Here is a 20,375-nt window from a genome sequence, read left to right on the forward strand (position 1 = left end):
TGAGGCGTGGCGCTCAGCCCGACGGACGTGCCGCTCAGCTCAGCCCGCCGAACAGGGTGGTCACCGATCCGTCGTCGAACACCTCGCGGATCGCCCGCGCCAACAGCGGTGCGATGGACAGCACGGTGAGCTTGTCGAGCTGCTTCTCGGCCGGCAGCGGCAGCGTGTTGGTCACCACGACCTCGCTGATCCGGCTGTTCTTCAACCGCTCGGTGGCCGGGTCGGACAGCAGCGCGTGGGTCGCCGCGACCGCGATGTCCGAGGCACCGGCCTCGTAGAGGATCTCGGCGGCCTTGGTGATCGTGCCGCCGGTGTCGATCATGTCGTCGACGATCAGGCAGACCCGGCCCTCCACGTCGCCGACCACCCGGTTGGCGACCACCTGGTTGGGCTTGAGCGGATCCCGGGTCTTGTGGATGAAGGCCAGCGGGCAGCCGCCGAGCCGGTCGGTCCAGCGCTCGGCGACCCGTACCCGGCCGGAGTCCGGGGCGACGACCGTCATCGGCCGGCCGGCGAAGCGCTGCTCGACGTAGCCGGCCAGGATGTCCATCGCGAAGAGGTGGTCCACCGGGCCGTCGAAGAAGCCCTGGATCTGCGCGGTGTGCAGGTCGACGGTGAGGATCCGGTTCGCCCCGGCGGTGCGCAGCAGGTCGGCGATCAGCCGGGCGGAGATCGGCTCCCGGCCCCGGTGCTTCTTGTCCTGGCGGGCGTACGGGTAGAACGGCAGCACCACGGTGATCCGCTTGGCCGAGCCGCGTTTGAGCGCGTCGACCATGATCAGCGTCTCCATCACCCAGCGGTTCACCCCGTGGGTGACCGACTGGACGACGAACGCGTCCGAACCGCGGACCGACTCCTTGAACCGGACGAAGATCTCACCGTTGGAGAACTCGTACGAGTCGGCCGGGGTGGGCGCCACGCCGAGCACCTCGCCGATCTCCTGGGCCAGCTCGGGAAACCCCCGGCCGGAGAAAAGCATGAGGCTCTTGCGGTTCTCGGCGACGATGCTGCCCATCGAGATGTCTGCTCCCGTCCGGGTGATGGCGGTCGCCGGCCTGGTGGGTCAGGCGCCGCTGGACTAGTCAGTCGCAGTATCTCCCGGAACGGTGCCGCTGGCATCGTGATGGTGGGCCGCCTCACCGTCGGCGGCGGCCCGGCGGGCCGCTTCCGCCGCCGGGGTGCCGGCCCGGCGGGACTGCACCCAGCCCTCGACCACCCGCTGCGACGCCCGGGTGACCGCCAGCGCACCCGGCGGGACGTCCTTGGTCACCGCGCTGCCCGCGCCGACGTACGCGCCGGCACCGATCTCCACCGGCGCGATCAGGCTGCTGTCGCAGCCGACGAAGGCGGCCTCCCCGACGGTCGTGCGGCTCTTGCGCACCCCGTCGTAGTTGACGAAGATCGTCGCCGCGCCGATGTTGGCGCGGGCACCGATCGTGGCGTCGCCGACGTAGCTCAGGTGCGGCACCTTCGCCCCGGCACCCAGCTGCGAGTTCTTCACCTCGACGAAGGTGCCGACCTTGGCCCGCTCGGCCAGGTCGGCGTCCGGGCGCAGGTAGGCGTACGGCCCGACGCTGGCGCCGGCACCGACCCGGGCCCGTACGGCGTGCGAGCGCAGCACGGTGGCGGCCGGGCCGACGCTGGTGTCGATCAGGGTGACGTCCGGCCCGACGCTCGCCCCGGCGCCGACCGTGGTGGCCCCGCGCAGCTGGGTGTTCTGGTCGATCACCGCGTCACGCCCGACGTCGACGGTCACGTCGATCCAAGTGGTCGCCGGGTCGAGGATGCTCACCCCGGCCCGCATCCAGCCTTCGTTGACCCGGTCGGCGAGCAGCCGGCGCAGTCGGGCCAGCTCGACGCGGTCGTTGCAGCCCAGCGTCTCGGTGACGTCGTCGGCGACGTGGACGCCGACCGGGGCACCGGCGGCGGCGAGCAGGCCGACGGCGTCGGTGAGGTACTCCTCGCCCTGGTCGTTGTCGGTGGTCAGCTTGCCCAGCGCGTCGCGCAGCCGGACCGCGTCGAAGGCGTAGATGCCGGCGTTGATCTCGCGGATCCGGCGCTGCTCGGTGCTGGCGTCGCGCTCCTCGACGATGCGTTCCAGGCCGCCGACGGCGTCCCGGACGATCCGGCCGAGCCCGGTCGGGTCGGCGACCTCGGCGGTCAGCACGGTCGCCGCCGCGCCGGCAGACTCGTGCGCGGCGATCAGCTCGGCCACCGTCTCGGGTCGCAGCAGCGGCACGTCGCCGTTGAGCACCACTACGGTGCCGGTGGCGTCCGGCGCGGCCGCCATCGCCAGCCGGACGGCGTGCCCGGTGCCGTGCTGCTCGGCCTGCAGGACCGGCAGCGCCGCCGGGGCGATCTCCGACAGGTGCGCGGTGACCTGCTCGGCGCGGTGCCCGACCACGACCAGGGTCTGCTCGGCGGCGGCCGCCGAGGCGGCGGCCAGCACGTGCCCGACCAGGGTCCGGCCGAGCAGTGGGTGCAGCACCTTGGGCAGGTCTGACTTCATCCGCTTGCCCTCGCCGGCGGCGAGGACGACCACGGTACGGGACCGGGGCTGGACCACGAGGATGCTCCCGTCAGGGCGGCGGCGATCTGGCTTGACCTGGCACGACATCTGTCACCGCTGCGGCGGGGGCGATGTCGTGGGAAGCTCGGCCGCTAGGACTCGAACCTAGAATATCGGGACCAAAACCCGAGGTGTTGCCAATTACACCACGGCCGATCGTGCTACGGGCACAGCTTATCGTGCCGGGCCGGTCCCGGCGCACCGCCGTGGCCCGCACGGGTGGCGGGCGGGAATCAACCGTAGAAAACTACGGCTCCGTAGGTTACGGTGACGTAGGCGTAAGTTTCCGATCTTCACCGCTGGCCGCCGCACTGGGCTTTCGCACGTACCGGCGTAAGCGGTTGAACCCGTCACCGCTGCGAGGTGCCATGTCCACTGCCCTACTCGAGCCGCCACAGACCACCCCCGGACCCGCCCCCAAGCCGCTGACCGTCGGCAAACAGTCACTCGGCGTACTGATCGCCCTCGGGGCCTTCGTGGTCATCCCGTTCCTGGCGGTCCTGGCCGCCGTCCCGGTCGCCTGGGGCGGCTGGCTCGGCTGGTCCGACGTGATCATCGGTGGGGTCTTCTACGTGGTCGCCGGACTCGGCATCACGGTCGGCTTCCACCGCTACTTCACCCACGGGTCGTTCAAGGCCAAGCGCTGGCTGCGGATCGCGCTGGCGCTCGCCGGGTCGCTGGCCATCGAGGGCAACATCATCCAGTGGGTCGCCGACCACCGCCGGCACCACGCCTACAGCGACATCGAGGGCGACCCGCACTCCCCGTGGCGCTTCGGCACCAGCGTCTGGGGTCTGACCAAGGGCCTGCTCTACGCCCACGTCGGCTGGCTGTTCCACCGTGACCTGACCAACCAGGAGCGCTTCACCCCTGACCTGCTCGCCGACAAGGACATCCGCCGCATCGACCAGTTCTTCCCGGCGCTGGTCGTGTTCACCATGGTCGCCCCGGCGGCGATCGGCGGCCTGGTGACCTGGTCCTGGCAGGGTGCGCTGACCGCGTTCTTCTGGGCCGGCCTGGTCCGGGTCGCGCTGCTGCACCACATCACCTGGTCGATCAACTCGGTCTGCCACGTCTACGGCGAGCGCCCGTTCGAGGTCCGCCAGGGCGACAAGGCGTCGAACTTCTGGCCGCTGGCGATCCTCTCCTTCGGCGAGAGCTGGCACAACCTGCACCACGCCGACCCGACCTGCGCCCGCCACGGCGTCCTGCGCGGTCAGATCGACATCTCCGCCCGGGTCATCTGGCTGCTGGAGAAGTCCGGTGCCGCGTCGAACGTCCGCTGGCCCAAGCCGGAACGCATCGCCGCGAAGCGCATCAAGTCCGTCACCGAGGTCTGACCGGGACAGTGCCGGGCACCCGCCCGGTAGCCCGGCACTGGCAGGATGGGCCGAGTGACTGACAACCCAATCACCAACGGTGACGTCGCGCGGCCCCGGACACCCGCGTCGCCGGCACCGCCGCCACCACCGGCGGTGCCGGCCAAGCCGAGCTCCCGGGTCCGCATGTCAGCCGCGCAACGCCGGGAACAGCTGATCACCATCGGTCGGCAGCTGTTCGCTGAGCGGGGCTTCGACGCCACCTCGATCGAGGAGGTCGCCTCCCGGGCGAAAGTCTCCAAACCGGTCGTATACGAGCACTTCGGCGGCAAGGAGGGCCTGTACGCGGTCGTCGTCGACCGCGAGGTCCGGGCGCTGCTGGACCGGATCACCACCGCGCTCACCGCCGGACATCCACGCGAGCTGCTGGAACAGGCCGCGCTGGCGCTGCTGGACTACATCGAGACCGAGACCAACGGCTTCCGGGTGCTGGTCCGCGAGTCGCCGCTGCTGTCGGCCGCCGGCAACTTCTCCAGCGTGATGAACGACGTCGCGCACCAGGTGGAGCACATCCTCGGTGCCGAGTTCAAAAGCCGCGGGTACGACCCGAAACTCGCCGAGCTCTACTCGCAGGCCCTGGTCGGAATGGTGGCACTCACCGGCCGCTGGTGGCTGGAGGTCCGCAAACCGCGCAAGGAGACGGTCGCCGCGCACCTGGTCAACCTGGCCTGGAACGGGCTGTCCCACCTGGAGGCCAGGCCCACCCTGCTGACCCGCCGCCGGACCCGCTGAGATCCGCTGATCCGCTGCGATCCGCCGGTCAGCGGCAGGTCAGCGGCCGGCCCGCTGCGGGTGACGCTGCTGATCGTCGTCGGCATCGGCGGGTTCGACCGGGCCGACCTTGTCGTACAGCCCGGTGGCCAGGAAGACCATGCCGAACAGCAACGACACGACGACCGTGGACATCGAGAAGTTGAGGAAGTTGGCGCTGGTCCGCAGCAGGCCGAGCATCAGCAGCCCGGTCACCATGAAGACCACCGCGATGGTCAGGTTGGCGAAGTGCCCGGCCTGACCGCCGATGAGCGCCCCGATCAGGATCAGCCCGCCGTACGCGACCGACGACAACGAGAACGCCAGGTTGGTCCGCAGCCCGAGCACCCACACGTCGTCGCGGGCGAACAGCGGGTCGCCCCAGGTGGCGAGCACTCCGGCGATGCCGAAGATCAGGACGTACAGCCCGGTCAACCCGGCGATCGTCCGGTAGACCGGGCGCAGCGGATGGTTGACCGGGATGTGCGCCATGGCTGCCGCTCCTGTCGCTGGCCGTGGCCCACGCGACCGGCACGCGGGCACCTCCGCAGCGGATTGTCCCCCGCTGGTCGGGCCGCTCGCAGGCGAACGGCTCAGAGCAGCAGGCGGCCGTCCTGCCAGGCCTTGGCCTCGTCCTCGGTGCCGACCTTGCCGTACATCGCCGCCATCAGCAGGACCAGCCCGACGATCATGACGACGACGCAGGTGCTGACCGTGAAGTTGAGGAAGTTGGCGTCGGTGCGCAGCACCGCCAGCTCGGCCAGGCTCAGCGCCATCAGCCCGTACGCCAGGATCTTGTTGATCGCCGTGTCGACGTTGCGGCCGATCCCGACCCCGGCCAGCACCAGCACACCGAGCAGCAGCGACACCGCGGCGAACCCGAAGTTCGCGCCCTGCCCGAGCACCCGCGTGTCGTCCTGGGCGAACGGCGCGTCGCCGGCCGTGACGATCAGCCCGACGACTCCGAAGATCGCCAGATAGAGGCCGGTGAGCGCGCCGATCGCCCGGTAGATCGGCCGGGCCGGGTGGTTCACAGGGGTGTGCGCCATGGGGTCTGTCTCCAACGCCGGACGGGGGGTGGTCGCCGACGATTGTCGCTCATGGGTCAGCGGCCACGAAGGGTGGCCCTGCCCGGCGCGGCCTAGCTCACCTGCTCGGCCAGCGCCAGCCACTCCTCCTCGACCCGACCGCGTTCGGCCTGCACCTGACGCAACCGGGTGTCGAGCTCGGAGAGGCGGCTGAAGTCGGTGGCGTGCCGGGCAAGCTCCTCGTGCAGCGCCGCTTCCTGCTGCTCCAGTTTGCCGACCTGGCGTTCCAGCCGGGCCAGCTCCTTGCGGGCCGCCCGCAGGTCCCCGGCGCTGCGCCCGGCGGCGGACCCGCCGGACCCGCCGGTGCCGCCAGTGCCGTCGCCGGCCGGCGACGACCCCCCAGCCGACGCGGCCGAGCCGGCACCCGAGGTGGCCGAGCCGGTGGCCGAGGCGGCCGAGCCGGTGCTGCCCGCCCGCGCCAGGTACTCGTCCACCCCGCCCGGCAGGTGCACCAGGCGACCGTCACCGAACATGCCGTACACCTCGTCGGTGACCCGCTCGATCAGGTAGCGGTCGTGGCTGGCGACGATCAGCGTGCCCGGCCACGAGTCGAGCAGGTCCTCCAACGCGGCCAGGGTGTCGGTGTCCAGGTCGTTCGTGGGCTCGTCGAACAGCAGCACGTTCGGCTCGGCGGCCAGCAGCCGCAGCAGCTGCAGCCGGCGGCGTTCGCCACCGGACAGGTCCCCCACCGGCGTCCAGAGCCGCCGGTCGGTGAAGCCGAACATCTCGGCGAACTGGGTGGCGGCCAGCTCCCGGTCACCGAAGACCACCCGGCGGGCGACCTCCTCCACCGCCTCCAGCACCCGCAGCTCGCCGGGCAGTTCGGCCAGCTCCTGGGACAGGAACGCCGGACGGACGGTCGCGCCGGTGACCAACTGGCCCTGCTGCGGGGTCCGTGCCCCGGCCAGCAGCCGCAGCAGCGTGGTCTTGCCGGCGCCGTTGGCGCCGACGATCGCGATCCGGTCCCCCGGGCCGATCCGCCAGGTCAGGCCGTCGAGGATCAGCTTCTCCCCGGCGTACGCGGTGACGTCGTCGAGTTCGTAGACCTGCTTGCCGAGCCGGGCGGTGGCCAGTCGGTGCAGCGAGACGGTGTCCCGGGGCGGGGGCACGTCGGCGATCAACGCGTTGGCCGCCTCGATGCGGAACCGTGGCTTCGACGTACGGGCCGGTGGTCCGCGCCGCAACCAGGCGATCTCCTTGCGCAGCAGATTCTGCCGGCGGGCCTCGGTGGCCGCCGCCACCCGCTCGCGTTCGGCGCGGGCCAACGTCCAGGCGGCGAACCCGCCCTCGTAGGCCCGGACCGTCTGGTCGGCGACCTCCCAGGTGTCGGTGCAGACCTCGTCGAGGAACCACCGGTCGTGGGTGACCACCACCAGCGCGCCCCGGCGCCGCTGCACCAGGTACGCGGCGAGCCAGGCCACCCCGGCGACGTCCAGATGGTTGGTCGGCTCGTCGAGGATCAGCAGTTCGGCGGGGCGGATCAGCAGCGCGGCCAGGGCGATCCGGCGCCGCTCGCCGCCGGACATCGGCCCCACCGGCTGGTCCAGGCCGAGATGGCCCATGCCGAGACCGTCCAGGACGGTCCGCACCCCGGCGTCACCGGCCCACTCGTGCTCCGCGCCGAACCCCTCGGGCAGCCAGGCGGTGCCGAGCACCACGTCCCGGACGGTCGCCGTGGCGTCCAGCGTCAACGTCTGCGGCAGCGCGGCGACCCGCAGGTCCCGCCGGTGGGTGACCCGCCCGGAGTCGGGCTCCTCGGCCTTGGTCAGCAGCCGCAGCAGGGTCGACTTGCCGGCGCCGTTGAGGCCGACCACCCCGATCCGGTCGCTGTCGTCCAGGCCGAGGGAGACGTCGGTGAGCAGTTGACCGACCGCGCCGTAGCCCTTGCCGACCCGGTCCAGATTGACGATGTTCACCATCAGACCAGCCTGGCCCCGGCGACGGCACCGTGCACCAGGTGCACCGTACGGCAGACCCCGGCGTCGGTCAGCGCGCCCGCCACGGTCTGCGCGTCGGCACCGTCGGCGGTGAGGAACACGCAGGTCGGGCCGGACCCGGAGACCAGACCGGCGAGCGCGCCGGCGGCCACCCCGGTGTCCAGCACCCGGGTCAACGCCGGACGCAGCGACACCGCCGCCGGCTGCAGGTCGTTGCCGAGGGCACCGGCGAGCACGTGCGGATCCCGCTGGCGCAACGCGGCCAGCAGGTCGTCGGCCGGGCCGACCGGGGCCGGAGCGGCACCGACGGCCCGCAGCCGGTCCAGCTCGGCGTAGACCTGCGGGGTGGACAGGCCGCCGTCGGCGACCGCGACGACCCAGTGCCAGGTGGTGGGGCGGGCCAGCACCGGGCTGACCGCCTCGCCCCGCCCGGTGCCCAACGCCGTACCGCCGTGCAGCAGGAACGGCACGTCCGAGCCGAGCCCGGCGGCCAGCCCGGCCAGCTCGTCGCGGGACAGCCCGATCCCCCACAGTTCGTCACAGGCGACCAGTGCGGCGGCGGCGTCGGCGCTGCCGCCGGCCAGGCCGCCGGCGAGTGGGATCTGTTTGCGCAGGTGCAGCCGGGCGTGGGCCGGCACCCGGGCGTGCGCCGCGAGCGCGCGGGCGGCTCGCAGCACCAGGTTGGAGTCGTCCAACGCCAGCTCGCCGGTGCCTTCGCCGTCCATGGTCAGGATCAGCGTGTCGGCCCGGCGGGCGGTCAGCTCGTCGTAGAGCGCGATCGCGTGGTAGACCGTGTTGATCTCGTGGTAGCCGTCCGGGCGCAGCGGGCCGACCGCCAACTTGAGGTTGATCTTGGCCGGCACCCGTACCTTCACGGAAGCGCGGGCACCGCGCCGGGAACGCTCGTCGTCGTCGCCCGGCCGCCACGCCTCGGTCACCGGGGGAATCCCCCGCTGACGCGGGCGGCACGCGGAGCTCTCGTCACGATCACGGCAGCCAGCCTACTCGGCCGCCGGAGCGGCCACCGGCGCCGCTGCGGCGATCGCGGCGAACTGCGCCACACCCAGCGCCTCACCCCGCGCGCCCGGTGCCACCCCGGCCGCCGTCAGCACCTGCGCCGCCCGGTCCGCGCCCTGCGCCCAGCCGGCCAGCGCCGCCCGCAGCGTCTTGCGCCGCTGCGCGAACGCCGCGTCGACCACGGCGAACACCCGACGCCGGAACCGCTCCGACGACTCCCCCGGCGGCACCGGCGGCGGCTGCCGGCAACTGAACGCCACCAATCCGGAGTCGACGTTGGGCACCGGCCAGAACACGCTCGGCGGGACCCGGCCGGCGTGCCGGGCGGCCGCGTACCAGGCCAGCTTCACCGACGGTACGCCGTACGTGCGCGAGCCCGGACCGGCGACCAACCGGTCGGCGACCTCCTTCTGCACCATCACCAGCCCGTGCGTCAGGCTCGGCAGCTCGGCGAGCAGGTGCAGCACCACCGGCACGGCCACGTTGTACGGCAGGTTCGCCACCAGCGCGGTCGGTGCCGGCGTACCGAGATCGGCGGCGGTGATCCGCAGCGCGTCGGCGGTGTGCACGGTCAACCGGGCCAGGTCACCGCCGCAGTCGGCGACGGTCTGCCCCAGCGCGCCGGCCAGCACCGGGTCGATCTCCACCGCGTGCAGGTGCGCCACCTGGTCCAGCAGGCCCAGGGTCAACGAGCCGAGCCCCGGGCCGACCTCCAGCACCACCGCGTCCGGCGGCAGGTCGGCGGCGGCCACGATCCGCCGTACGGTGTTCGGGTCGTGCAGGAAGTTCTGCCCGAGCCGCTTCGTCGGCGCCACCGACAGCCGGCCGGCCAGCTCCCGGATCTGCGCCGGGCCGAGCAGCCCGGTCACCGGCCCGCCCACGGCCCGAAGACCCGGTCACCGGTGGCCGAGATCGCCGCGCACAGCTCGTCGAGCCCGGTGCCGGTCACCTCGGCCAGCGTCCGGACCGTGTGCGGCACCAGGTAGGAGGCGTTGGGTCGGCCCCGGTGCGGCACCGGCGTCAGGTACGGGGCGTCGGTCTCCACCAGCAGCTGGTCCACCGGGGTCACCGCGGCCGCCGCCCGCAGCCCGGCGGCGTTGCCGAAGGTCACCGTACCGGCGAAACTCAGCACGAATCCGCGCCGGACGCACTCGGCGGCGAACTCGGCGTCACCGGAGAAACAGTGCATGACCACGGTCTCCGGAGCGCCTTCGTCGTCCAGCACCCGCAGCACGTCGGCGTGGGCGTCCCGGTCGTGGATCACCAGTGGTTTGCCGTACCGCTTGGCGATCGCGATGTGCGCCCGGAAGCTGGCCTGCTGCGCCGCGAGGCCGTCCGGCCCGGTCCGGAAGTGGTCCAGCCCGGTCTCCCCGACGCCGCGTACCGCGTCGGCGGCGGCCAACGACTCGATGGCGCGCAACGCCTCGTCCAGGTCGGCCAGCCGGGGTGCCTCGTTGGGGTGCAGCGCCACCGTGGCGACCACCGCCGGCACCCGCGCCGCGAGTTCGGCACCCCAGCGCGACGAGTCGAGATCCACCCCGACCTGGACCAGCCGGTCCACCCCGACCGCCGCCGCCTGCGCGAGCAGCGTCGCCACCGGATCGCCGGCGTCGCGGCCGGGCACCGCCGGCTCGGCGACGGTCAGGTCCAGATGGGTGTGGCTGTCGATCACCGGTACGGGCAACGGCTCCGGCGGCGGCGGGAACTCCCCGGCCCTGCGGGCCGCCCGTGCACGGCGGGTCTCGGCTGGCTGCGTCATCGCCGATTAGCATCACACGCCCCGGTCCGCCCCCGGCACCGGCCCACCCGCGCCTGGCCGCACCGGCCCACCCGCGCCGGCCGCACGGCGGCGGCGGTAATGGACATCCTGAGGTAACCACGCGTTCATCCGACGCGGTGACTCGACGACTACCTTCGGCGAAGTGACCGTGAGCTCTGCGCGCGGCGGCGTCACCGACGCCCCGATCGGCCTGCGGCTGCGTTTCGAGGGCGCGGTCTACCCGGCCGAGGAGATCGCCCGAGGCGCGGCGTACCGGCTGACCAGTGCCGACCCGGCCCCCGGTTTCCGGCCCGACGACCGTGGCCGGTGGTTCCGGTTCGTGCACGCCTGCGAGGTCGGCCAGGTACCCGGCGGACCGGCCGCCGCTGCCAGCGGTGGTGCCGCCGACGTCACCGGCGGCGGTGCGCTGGCCGAGGGCGCCGACCGGGTCGAGGCGACCCCGGACAGCCCGCTGATGGTGCCGCTGACCAAGGCGGCCAGCTGGCACGACCTGCACCAGCTGAGCCAGACGCCGGCCGGTGACGGCGACCCGGCGATCACGGCGGTACGCCGTACCGCCACGGTGCGGCGCGGCACCCGGATGATGAAGGTCCTCTCCGGCCGGCAGGCCGCCGGTTACCTGCGCGGCTGGTCCCCCGCCGGCTTCTGCTACCGCGAGTACGACATCGCGCATCTGCGTACCCCGGCCGACCTGGCCCTGCTGCGCACCGACGACGGGGCCGGGCGGGACAACCTGGACGTGGCGTACGCGCTGCGCTGGCGGGCCATCGGGGCGGCCGACTACGAGGTCCCGGTCGGTCCGGCGTACCAGGGTCTGGTGGCCATGCCACCGCGCGACCGGATCGGCCCGCCGGTGCTCGGCACCGGGTTCACCCCCAGCGAGCACCACCTGATCCCGGAGTTCGTCACCGCCGGCTGCACGGACCTGCCGCTACCGGCCAACGCCACACTGCTGGCGTACACCCCGGACGGCACCGAGGTGGTGCTCTACACGTACCAGCCGGAGCAGCGCGGCTGGATCCGGATGGCCGGCCCGCAGCGGCGGCACCTGCTCGACGGCATCCCGGACGTACCGTCCGACCAGGAGTACCTGCGCACCGGCGACCTGCCGCAGTCGACCCAGCTGGTCGGCACCTACCAGGGGCAGCCCTACGAGGCGGTCGCCGACCCGCCCCGCGAGTTCCGGGTGCTGGCGATGACCCGGGCCGCCCGCTACCCGGTGGAGTCGCTGGCCCGGCGGCTGCGCTTCACCACCTGGCGGGACGCCCGCTGCCAGGTGCTGCGCCAGGAGTCCGGGTGGAGCCGGCTGCGGCTGTGCCGGCCCACCCCGGAGGCGGTCGCCGCGCTCGGCGCCCAGTGCCACGAACGCGGGCTGTACGAGGTCTGGGCACCGACCGTGGAGATCACCGACGAGAGCCCGACGGACCTGCCGTACGAGTGGTGAACCGGCTCAGCCGCTGAGCCGGGCCAGCTCCTCGTCGACGATCGACTCGTCGAGCTTGCGGAACACCGGCTTCGGCGCGGCCAGCGGCCGGCCGACCTCGACCGGGCGGGACTCCCACCGGGCGCCCTCCTGGTAGTCACCGGTGAGGATCGGGTACGCCGGACCACCGTCGAGGTCGTCGACCTCGACGATGCGCGGCATCGGCGCGTGCACGCCGGTGCCGCCGAGCAGCTCGTGGATCTGCTGCGCCGAGTGCGGCAGGAACGGGGTGAGCAGGGTGTTCGCGTCGGTGACCACCTGGAGGGCGACGTGCAGGATGGTGCCCATCCGGGGCTTGTCGGCCTCGCCCTTGAGCTTCCACGGGGCCTGGTCGGACAGGTAGCGGTTGGCGTCTGCGACCACCCGCATCGCCTCGCCGATGGCCTGCTTCTGCCGGTGGCGTTCGATGAGGGCACCGACCGTGCCGAACGCGGCCCGGCTGGTGGCCAGCAGCGCCTCGTCGGCGGCGGTCAGCCCCGCCGGGTCGACCGGCGGGATCGCGCCGAAGTTCTTCGCCGCCATCGAGATCGACCGGTTGACCAGGTTGCCCCAGTCGTTGACCAGTTCGTCGTTGTTGCGGCGGCGGAACTCGGCCCAGGTGAAGTCGGTGTCCTGGCTCTCCGGTCCGGCGACGGCGATGAAGTAGCGCAGTGCGTCGGCGTCATAGCGGGCCAGGAAGTCGCGGACGTAGATGACGACCTGACGCGACGAGGAGAACTTGCGCCCCTCCATGGTGAGGAACTCGCTGGAGACCACCTCGGTCGGCAGGTGCAGCCGGCCCAGCTCGCCGGGCTCGCCGTCGCGGCCGCCCTCGCCGGAGTAGCCGAGCAGCAACGACGGCCAGATCACCGAGTGGAAGACGATGTTGTCCTTGCCCATGAAGTAGTAGGCGCGGGCGTCCTTGCCCTGGGCGTCCGCGGTCCACCAGCGGCGCCAGGCGTCGGGGTCACCGGTGCGGCGGGCCCACTCGATCGAGGCCGACAGGTAACCGATCACCGCGTCGAACCAGACGTAGATCCGCTTGTCGCCGCGCTCGCGCCAGCCCTCCAGCGGGATCGGCACCCCCCACTCCAGGTCGCGGGTGATCGCCCGGGGCTGCAGGTCGTCGAGGAGGTTGCGGGAGAAGCGTAGGACGTTGGGCCGCCAGCCTTCGCGGCTGTCCAGCCAGCGGCCGAGCGCCTCGGCGAACGCCGGCAGGTCCAGGAAGAAGTGCTCGGTCTCGACGAAGTTCGGCGTCTCGCCGTTGATCTTGGACTTCGGGTTGATCAGCTGGACCGGGTCGAGTTGGTTGCCGCAGTTGTCGCACTGGTCACCCCGGGCCGCGTCGTAGCCGCAGATCGGGCAGGTGCCCTCGATGTAGCGGTCCGGCAGCGTCCGGCCGGTCGACGGCGAGATAGCCCCGAGCGTGGTCTTCGGCACGATGTAGCCGTTGCGGTGCAGCGTCTCGAACAGCTCCTGGACCACCCGGTAGTGGTTGCCGGTGGTGGTCCGGGTGAACAGGTCGTAGGAGAGCCCCAGACCGTGCAGGTCCTCGACGATCACCCGGTTGTAGCGGTCGGCCAACTCGCGGGGGGTGAGCCCTTCGCGGTCCGCCTGCACCTGGATCGGCGTACCGTGCTCGTCGGTGCCCGAGACCATGAGCACGTCGTGGCCGGCCATCCGCATGTACCGGCTGAACACGTCGGAGGGGACGCCGAAGCCGGAAACGTGGCCGATGTGGCGGGGCCCGTTGGCATAAGGCCAGGCGACCGCCGCGAGAACGTGACTCATGGCACCAGCCTAATGATTGTCACCGGGCGTACGCGAACGGGTTGACGAGCCTTCCCACCGCGCCCGGTGCCGGGCCGTACCGGCGCGACACGCCCCGGGGCTTCGCCCCCGCCCCGCCCGTCGGGGTGTCAAATGGCGGGGTGACCGGGGAAGCAGCCGTACCGGAGCCGGGCGAGGCCCGGTCCGACGATCAGGCTGCTCGGCCGGCGCTGGCGCCGACCGAGCAGTCGTCCCGCGTGCCGCGACGCCGGCCGCCACGCCGGTCGCGGCTGCCGAGCCCGTGGGCGGCGGCCGGCCCCGAGGCCACCTGGTGGCACGGCGGCACCCCACCCGACCCGGTGCCCTCCCAGGTGCCGTCGCCGGTATCGGGAACGAGGCCGACACCGGCGGTCGAGGCCGAGGCCGCGATCACGGACGAGGCCGACGCACCGGCGGCCGATCCACCGCCGGTCACGGTCCGGCCGGCCACGCCGCCGGCCCGATCCGGTACGCCGACACCGCCGGCCCGATCTCCGGCGCGGGCCAGCCGCCGCCGGCGTCGGCGGCGGCGGACCCGACGCCCGGCGACCGGGCTGGCCTGGATTCTGCTGGTCGCCGCAGCGGCGGCGTTCCTGGGCTGGGTCAGCGCCGAGCCGCTGTGGCTGGCCGCCGGCCGCGGAACGGCCGGCACCGCGACGGTGACCGGCTGCACCGGTGACGGGCTGGGGCAGCGGTGTCTCGGCGAGTTCGTGGCACCCTCCGGGGACCGGGCCGGGCCGGTCCGGTTGCTCGGCGTACCACCGCTGGACCGCACGGCCGGCACCGAACTGGCCGCCTGGATGCTGCACCTCGACCGGGACACCGCGTACGTGGCCGCCGACCTGGCCGGGCTGCATCTGCGGTGGACGGTCGGTTGGGCGCTGATCGCGCTGCTCGCGCTGGTGCTGGTCTGGGGCAGCGGGGCCCGACGCCTCGCCAGCCGGGCGGCCCGGCGGGGGGCGACGCTGCTGGCCCTGGCGGCGCCGCTGCTGTTGGGTGCCGGATTCCTGGTGGCCGGCTGGTAGCGGACCCCCACGTCGATCATCGATATCGACGACTCGAAATATTAACCGGGGCCGGTAGCTCCCCGTGGCGCTGTCCGGCAGCCTACGATCACGGGGTGATTCCGGCGACAGCTTCCAGCACGACGAGCGGTGAATCAGAGGTTCCGGTCACGGCGGCCCGGCCGGCCAGCCCGCCGGACGCCGGCCGGGACCCCTCCGGTGGCGCCGACCCGACCGGCGACCGGGGGTCGGCGGGCGGCGGCGGTCTGCCGGCCGTGGTCCGCCGCCGGCTGGCGCCGCTGGACAACCGGCTGCGGCCGTGGTCCTGGCTGGCCACGGCGGCGGTCGTGCTGATCGCCGCCGTGCTGCGGCTGGTCAACCTCACCCACCCGCCGGGCCTGGTCTTCGACGAGGTCTACTACGCCAACGAGGGCAACGAGCTCCTGCAGTACGGCTTCGAGTGGGACGAGCAGAACAACACCCCGGCGTACGTCGTCCATCCCCCGCTCGGCAAGTGGATCATCGCACTCGGGATCCGGCAGTTCGGCTTCAACGAGTTCGGCTGGCGGATCGCGGCGGCGGTCGCGGGCATCCTGATGGTGCTGATCCTCACCAGGACGGCGGAGCGGCTCTTCCGGTCCACCGTACTGGGCTGCACGGCCGGGCTGCTGCTCGCGCTGGACGGATTCCACCTGGTGCTGTCCCGCACCGCACTGCTCGACATCTTCCTGGCGTTCTTCGTCCTCGCCGCGTTCGCCGCGCTGGTGCTCGACCGGGACTGGAGCCGGCGACGGTGGCTACGGGCCATCGAGTCGGGGCTCGACCCGAGCCTGCCCGGTCGGGCCGGCCGCCCGTCGGTCGCGGTCCCCTGGTGGCGGCTGTTGGCCGCGCTGCTGCTCGGCTGCGGGCTCGCCGTCAAGTGGAGCGCGTTGTGGTTCATCCCGGTCTTCGGCCTGCTGGTGGTGCTCTGGGAGGTCGGTCTGCGCCGCTCGGTCGGCGTCCGGCGGCCGTGGCGGGACACGATCGTCGACGAGGTGGGCTGGCTGCTCTTCGGCGGGGTGCTGATCCTCGCCACGTACATCGTGAGCTGGTCGGGCTGGCTGGGCACCGACGGCGGCTATCTGCGGCACTACCGGGCGGACAACGGGATGAGCGAGGCCCCGGTGATCGGGGCGCTGCAGAACCTGTGGCACTACCACACCCAGGCGTACGGGTTCCACAGCACGCTGGAGACCGAGCACCGGTACCAGTCGTGGCCGTGGCAGTGGCTGCTGCTCGGCCGGCCGGTGGCGTTCTACTGGTCCGACCAGACCAACTGTGGCGCGCCGAGCTGTGCCGGCGAGGTGCTGCTGCTGGGGACGCCGCTGCTGTGGTGGTCGTTCCTGCCGGCACTGGCGGCGCTGTTCTGGCTGGGCATCGCCCGACGGGACTGGCGGGCCGGGGCGATCCTGGCCAGCGTCGCCGCCGGTCTGCTGCCCTGGTTCTACTACGCGACCGAGGGCCGGACGATGTTCTCCTTCTACACCGCCCCCGCGCTGCCGTTCCTGGTGCTGGCGGTGACGTACGTGCTCGGTGCCATCGCCACCCCGGCCGATGCCCGGCTGGCCGAGGCGCTGCCGGGTGGCCGGGGGGCGATGGGCGGTACGCCCGGCGCCGAGAGCGCCGGGCAGGATCCGGCGAGCAACGACCGGCGGATGATCGGGGCGGTGATCGTCGGAGCGTACGTGCTGCTGGTGGCGGTCTGTTTCGCGTACTTCTATCCGATCTTCGTCGGCGAGGCGCTGCCGTACGAGGACTGGTCGAGCCGGATGTGGCTGGGCGGTCGCTGGATCTGACCGGCCGGCGAGGGGTCGCCGTCAGCCGATCATGGACCTACCGCACACATTAGTCCACTGTGCTCGATTGAAGATCGACGAACCGCAGGTGGAGCGGGCCACGGGAAGGGCGCTACGCACAATAAAGCGCGCCCCGATCGCCTGCCACGGGGGAAGCGGGCGATAGGGGCGCGCATGGAAATCTTAAGCCAGGCCAACCGCACGGCACAACGGGGCAACCGTAGCTAGTTTGCGCTTCAGCACGCACCGGAACAACGGACCAAACAGGCATTTAACTACTTAGGCCGATTTGCTGCCCCGTGCCGGCAGGTCACCGCCGGAACGCCGCCACCGGCCGGCACGACACCGGGCCAGGCAGGAGCACCCGGAACACCGCGCCGCCGCCGGGCCGGTCGAACAGCTCGATCCGACCGCCGTGACCGTCCACGATGGCGGCGGCGATCGCCAGCCCGAGCCCGGACCCACCGCCACCGGCCCGGGACCGGCTCGGATCGACCCGGTAGAGCCGTTCGAAGATCCGACCGGCGTGGACCTGCGGCACCCCGGGGCCGGTGTCGGCCACCTCGAACACGGCCACCGGCACGTCGGCCGGCAGGTCCCGGCCGACCGCCGCGAGCAGTCGGCCGGGTGCGGCGTCGACCCCGACCCGGACGGTGCCCACCCGTACCGTGATCTCGGCCTGCGGGCCGGCGTGCTGCTGGGCGTTGGCCACCAGGTTCGCGGCCACCTGGCGTAGTTGCGGTTCGTCACCGGCGACCGAGACCGGTTGCAGGTCCGGTACGGCGTCGGTGCCGGAGCCGGCCGCCACCATCCGCACCGGCCGGTCGGGGTTACGGGCGTACGCGTCGCGGATCGTGTCCGCCGCGACGGCGAGCAGGTCCACCGGTCGACGTACCGGCTGCCGGCGGTGGTCCAGCCGGGCCAGCATCAGCAGGTCCTCGACCAGCAGCCCCATCCGGGCGGCCTCCGCCTCGATCCGGCGCATCGCCTCGTCCAGCTCGGGGCCGGGCGGTGCCCCGCCGCGCCGGTACAGCTCGGCGAAGCCACGGACCGACGTGAGCGGGGTGCGCAACTCGTGCGAGGCGTCCGCGACGAACTGCCGCAGCCGCTGCTCGGAGGCGGTCCGCGCGGCGACCTCGGCCTCGATCCGGTCCAGCATCGAGTTCAGCGCGCCACCGAGCCGGCCGACCTCGGTGTGCGGATCGGCGTCGGCCACCCGACGGGACAGGTCACCTGCGGTGATCTCCGCCGAGATGTGCCCCATCCGGGTCAACGGGCGCAACCCGAGACGGACCGTGGCCGCAGCGCCCAGGCCGAGCAGGAACAGGATCAGCAGCACCACCGCGACGTCGATCACCAGCAGCGTGTCGGCGGTGGCGTCGATCTGGTGCAGCGACACCCCGAGCACCGCGACGCCGCCGTCGGCCCGGCCGACGACGAGGACCCGCCAGGAGTCGCCGTCGTCGGTCGCCGCCACGGTGTACGGACCGGCGGTGCCCGCCTGCGCGGTCAGCTGCGGATAGTCGCCCAGCCGGGGCAGCGCGACGTCCGGATCGGAGACAGCCTGTTGGACGAGGGTGCCGTCGGCGTCGTACAGCAGAACCACCTGGGCGGGCTGCAGCGAAGGGCCGGCGAACAGCCGGGGCCGGCGTCCGTCCGGGTCCAGCGACGGCGGTGCCGCGCTGGCGTACGGTCGGCTCATCAGCCGCAACTGCTCGTCGACCCGGTCGGTCAGGCTGCGCCGCAGCAGGACGAGCCCGGCCGAGTTGGCCAGCACCAGCGCCACGGCGGTCAGCGCCGCGGTCACGACGACCAGCCGGGACCGCAGGGTCCAGTGCGACCACCGGCGTACGGCGAACCGGCGTCCGCTCGGGCGGCGGACCGGCACCGGTGTCGGCATCAGTCGTCGGCCGAGCGGGGCAGTCGCAGCGTGTAACCGACACCCCGGACGGTGTGGATCAACGCCGGCTCCTCCTGGTCGATCTTCTTGCGCAGGTAGTAGACGTACGACTCGACGATCCGGCCGTCCCCGCCGAAGTCGTAGCTCCACACCCGGTCCAGGATCTGACTCTTGCTCAGCACCCGGCCGGCGTTGACCATCAGGTACCGCAGCAGCTTGAACTCGGTGGGCGACAGGTCGACGCGCCGACCGGCGCGGCGCACCTCGTAGGCCTCCTCGTCGAGCTCCAGGTCGGCGTAGCGCAGCACCCGGTCAGCGGGGCCGGGCTCGGCGGTCACTCCGGCGCGGCGCAGGATCGCCTGGATCCGCAGCACCACCTCCTCCAGGCTGAACGGTTTGCTGACGTAGTCGTCGGCGCCGACGGTCAACCCGGCGATCCGGTCCTGCAGGGCGTCACGCGCGGTCAGGAACAGCACCGGTACGGGCCGGCCGCCCCGGCGCATCGCCCGCGCCACCTCGAACCCGTCCAGGTCCGGCATCATCACGTCGAGGACCATCAGGTCCGGTTCGAACTCCTCGACGGCGACCAGCGCGGCCCGGCCGCCGTCGACGACCCGTACGTCGAACTGGATCAGCCGGAGCGTGGCGGCGAGCAGCGCGCCGATGTTGGGTTCGTCGTCGACGACCAGGATCCGGGGGTGCCGGCCGGTCCCGGTCCCGGCTGAGCGGCTGCTCGCGGCGGTTGGCGTCATCAGGCATGCCTACCGGCCGAGCCTCGGAGCGGGCTGGGAGCCGGCTGTGGGTTGCCGGGAAGCCGACGTCTGCGCCAGCCGACACCGCCGCGTCAGATCCCGTACACCTGAGGTTCGCAGTCCGTTCCGAGGTTGTTTTGATCTCGCCGGTGTTTCCTCACCTTCGCACCGAATCGGCCCTACCTGAAGGTGAGGACTCCGCCTATGCGCCCCGAACCGGCGTCAGCGACATCGACCAGTCCCGGCGACGACCGGGCGGGGCACGCGCTGCGTGGCGCCTCCCGGCTGCACGCGTTCAACCGGTACGAGATCAAGTACCTGGTCGACAACGCGGCGGTGCCGGCGCTGCGCGAACGGCTCGCCGCCCGGCTCGACCGGGACAGCCACGCCGGCGTCGACGGGTACGGCGTGTGGAGCCTCTACTACGACACCGACGACCTGCGCTTCTACTGGGAGAAGATCGAAGGGCTGCGGTTCCGCCGCAAGATCAGGATCCGGCACTACGGCGACCGGACCGGCATCGACGACGACACGACCGTCTACGTCGAGATCAAGCAGCGGGTGAACCGGGTGACCCAGAAACGACGGATCGCCCTGCCGTACCGGCTGGCCCGCCGGCTCTGCGACGACCGCGACATGATCGAGCACGCCCGCCCGCAGCGGGGCTTCGTCCAGGAGGTCCTCGGCCTGGTCTCCGGCCTGCGACTGCGCCCGGTGGCGATCACCGGCTACCAGCGGCAGGCCTTCGTCGGGTCCGGGGCCGACCTGGGCCTGCGGGTCACCCTCGACACCCGGGTACGCGGCCGCGACCGGGACTTCCACCTCGGCGCCGACGCCGAGAACCGGTTCATCGTGCCGCCGTCGCGTTCGATCATGGAAGTGAAGGCGAACGAGCGGGTCCCGTACTGGCTGACCGACCTCGCCGCCGAGGCCAACCTGTCGGTGGTCCGGGTCAGCAAGTACTGCCAGAGCGTCGAGGCGTTCGGCCGGGCACCCCGGTCGGTGTTCCACGTCCCGGACGCCGAACCCGCACCGGTCGTCGACCGGTCGGATGACGAACTGCTCTCTATCGGCGCATCGGCGAAGGGCTGAA

General features: G+C 72.6%; 17 protein-coding genes and 1 tRNA gene. 6 read left to right on the forward strand and 12 right to left on the reverse strand.

Going from position 1 to position 20,375, the window contains the following annotated elements:
• Window positions 1–34 precede the first annotated feature (34 nt).
• The 3 genes from O7608_RS31300 to O7608_RS31310 form a co-directional block, all read right to left on the reverse strand.
• Window positions 35–1,015, reverse strand: a complete 981-nt coding sequence (locus O7608_RS31300) for a ribose-phosphate diphosphokinase (protein WP_289207961.1) — start codon at window positions 1,013–1,015, stop codon at window positions 35–37.
• A gap of 63 nt (window positions 1,016–1,078) precedes the next feature.
• Window positions 1,079–2,617, reverse strand: coding sequence for a bifunctional UDP-N-acetylglucosamine diphosphorylase/glucosamine-1-phosphate N-acetyltransferase GlmU (glmU, locus tag O7608_RS31305; RefSeq protein WP_289207962.1), 1,539 nt, complete (start codon window positions 2,615–2,617; stop codon window positions 1,079–1,081).
• Between the two features lie 36 nt (window positions 2,618–2,653).
• Window positions 2,654–2,725, reverse strand: a tRNA-Gln gene (locus O7608_RS31310).
• 212 nt (window positions 2,726–2,937) lie between these two features.
• On the opposite strand from O7608_RS31310, the gene O7608_RS31315 reads away from it, so the two are divergent.
• The gene (locus tag O7608_RS31315) at window positions 2,938–3,909 is read left to right on the forward strand and encodes an acyl-CoA desaturase (RefSeq protein WP_289207963.1); all 972 of its coding nucleotides are present in this window, start codon (window positions 2,938–2,940) and stop codon (window positions 3,907–3,909) included.
• A gap of 165 nt (window positions 3,910–4,074) precedes the next feature.
• Window positions 4,075–4,680, forward strand: coding sequence for a TetR/AcrR family transcriptional regulator (locus O7608_RS31320; protein WP_282229564.1), 606 nt, complete (start codon window positions 4,075–4,077; stop codon window positions 4,678–4,680).
• Between the two features lie 39 nt (window positions 4,681–4,719).
• Here O7608_RS31320 and O7608_RS31325 read toward each other — a convergent pair whose 3' ends face one another.
• From O7608_RS31325 to O7608_RS31350, 6 genes are all read right to left on the reverse strand, one after another.
• Window positions 4,720–5,190, reverse strand: a complete 471-nt coding sequence (locus O7608_RS31325) for a DUF4383 domain-containing protein (protein ID WP_289207964.1) — start codon at window positions 5,188–5,190, stop codon at window positions 4,720–4,722.
• A gap of 101 nt (window positions 5,191–5,291) precedes the next feature.
• Window positions 5,292–5,747: a DUF4383 domain-containing protein gene (locus tag O7608_RS31330; protein ID WP_289207965.1), complete on the reverse strand. Its 456-nt coding sequence runs from the start codon at window positions 5,745–5,747 to the stop codon at window positions 5,292–5,294.
• A 92-nt stretch (window positions 5,748–5,839) separates the two neighbouring features.
• Window positions 5,840–7,705 carry an ABC-F family ATP-binding cassette domain-containing protein gene (locus O7608_RS31335; protein WP_289207966.1) on the reverse strand — a complete coding sequence of 622 codons (1,866 nt, stop codon included), beginning with the start codon at window positions 7,703–7,705 and terminating at the stop codon, window positions 5,840–5,842.
• Complete coding sequence (locus tag O7608_RS31340) at window positions 7,705–8,661, reverse strand: 4-(cytidine 5'-diphospho)-2-C-methyl-D-erythritol kinase (RefSeq protein ID WP_289207967.1); 957 nt, start codon at window positions 8,659–8,661, stop codon at window positions 7,705–7,707. Before O7608_RS31340 ends, O7608_RS31335 begins: the two co-directional genes overlap by 1 nt.
• A 63-nt stretch (window positions 8,662–8,724) precedes the next feature.
• The gene (gene rsmA, locus O7608_RS31345; RefSeq protein WP_289211117.1) at window positions 8,725–9,609 is read right to left on the reverse strand and encodes a 16S rRNA (adenine(1518)-N(6)/adenine(1519)-N(6))-dimethyltransferase RsmA; all 885 of its coding nucleotides are present in this window, start codon (window positions 9,607–9,609) and stop codon (window positions 8,725–8,727) included.
• On the reverse strand, window positions 9,606–10,499 hold the full coding sequence (locus O7608_RS31350) for a TatD family hydrolase (protein WP_289207968.1): 894 nt from the start codon (window positions 10,497–10,499) through the stop codon (window positions 9,606–9,608). Before O7608_RS31350 ends, rsmA begins: the two co-directional genes overlap by 4 nt.
• 163 nt (window positions 10,500–10,662) lie before the next feature.
• On the opposite strand from O7608_RS31350, the gene O7608_RS31355 reads away from it, so the two are divergent.
• Window positions 10,663–11,964, forward strand: a complete 1,302-nt coding sequence (locus O7608_RS31355; protein WP_289207969.1) for a hypothetical protein — start codon at window positions 10,663–10,665, stop codon at window positions 11,962–11,964.
• Between the two features lie 6 nt (window positions 11,965–11,970).
• Here O7608_RS31355 and metG read toward each other — a convergent pair whose 3' ends face one another.
• Window positions 11,971–13,773: a methionine--tRNA ligase gene (metG, locus tag O7608_RS31360; protein WP_289207970.1), complete on the reverse strand. Its 1,803-nt coding sequence runs from the start codon at window positions 13,771–13,773 to the stop codon at window positions 11,971–11,973.
• 41 nt (window positions 13,774–13,814) lie between these two features.
• On the opposite strand from metG, the gene O7608_RS31365 reads away from it, so the two are divergent.
• A complete protein-coding gene (locus O7608_RS31365; RefSeq protein WP_289207971.1) occupies window positions 13,815–14,816 on the forward strand; it encodes a hypothetical protein in 1,002 nt (333 codons plus the stop codon).
• A gap of 95 nt (window positions 14,817–14,911) precedes the next feature.
• Window positions 14,912–16,630: a dolichyl-phosphate-mannose--protein mannosyltransferase gene (locus O7608_RS31370; protein ID WP_502959157.1), complete on the forward strand. Its 1,719-nt coding sequence runs from the start codon at window positions 14,912–14,914 to the stop codon at window positions 16,628–16,630.
• Between the two features lie 310 nt (window positions 16,631–16,940).
• On the opposite strand, the gene O7608_RS31375 is transcribed toward O7608_RS31370, so the two are convergent.
• Both O7608_RS31375 and O7608_RS31380 read right to left on the reverse strand, forming a co-directional pair.
• Window positions 16,941–18,530 carry a sensor histidine kinase gene (locus tag O7608_RS31375; RefSeq protein ID WP_289207972.1) on the reverse strand — a complete coding sequence of 530 codons (1,590 nt, stop codon included), beginning with the start codon at window positions 18,528–18,530 and terminating at the stop codon, window positions 16,941–16,943.
• Complete coding sequence (locus O7608_RS31380; protein WP_289207973.1) at window positions 18,530–19,282, reverse strand: response regulator transcription factor; 753 nt, start codon at window positions 19,280–19,282, stop codon at window positions 18,530–18,532. The genes O7608_RS31375 and O7608_RS31380 overlap by 1 nt, the downstream gene beginning before the upstream one ends.
• Before the next feature lie 204 nt (window positions 19,283–19,486).
• On the opposite strand from O7608_RS31380, the gene O7608_RS31385 reads away from it, so the two are divergent.
• Window positions 19,487–20,374: a polyphosphate polymerase domain-containing protein gene (locus O7608_RS31385; RefSeq protein WP_289207974.1), complete on the forward strand. Its 888-nt coding sequence runs from the start codon at window positions 19,487–19,489 to the stop codon at window positions 20,372–20,374.
• Window position 20,375 lies beyond the last annotated feature (1 nt).

The organism is Solwaraspora sp. WMMA2056, from assembly GCF_030345095.1.
Classification (GTDB): domain Bacteria; phylum Actinomycetota; class Actinomycetes; order Mycobacteriales; family Micromonosporaceae; genus Micromonospora_E.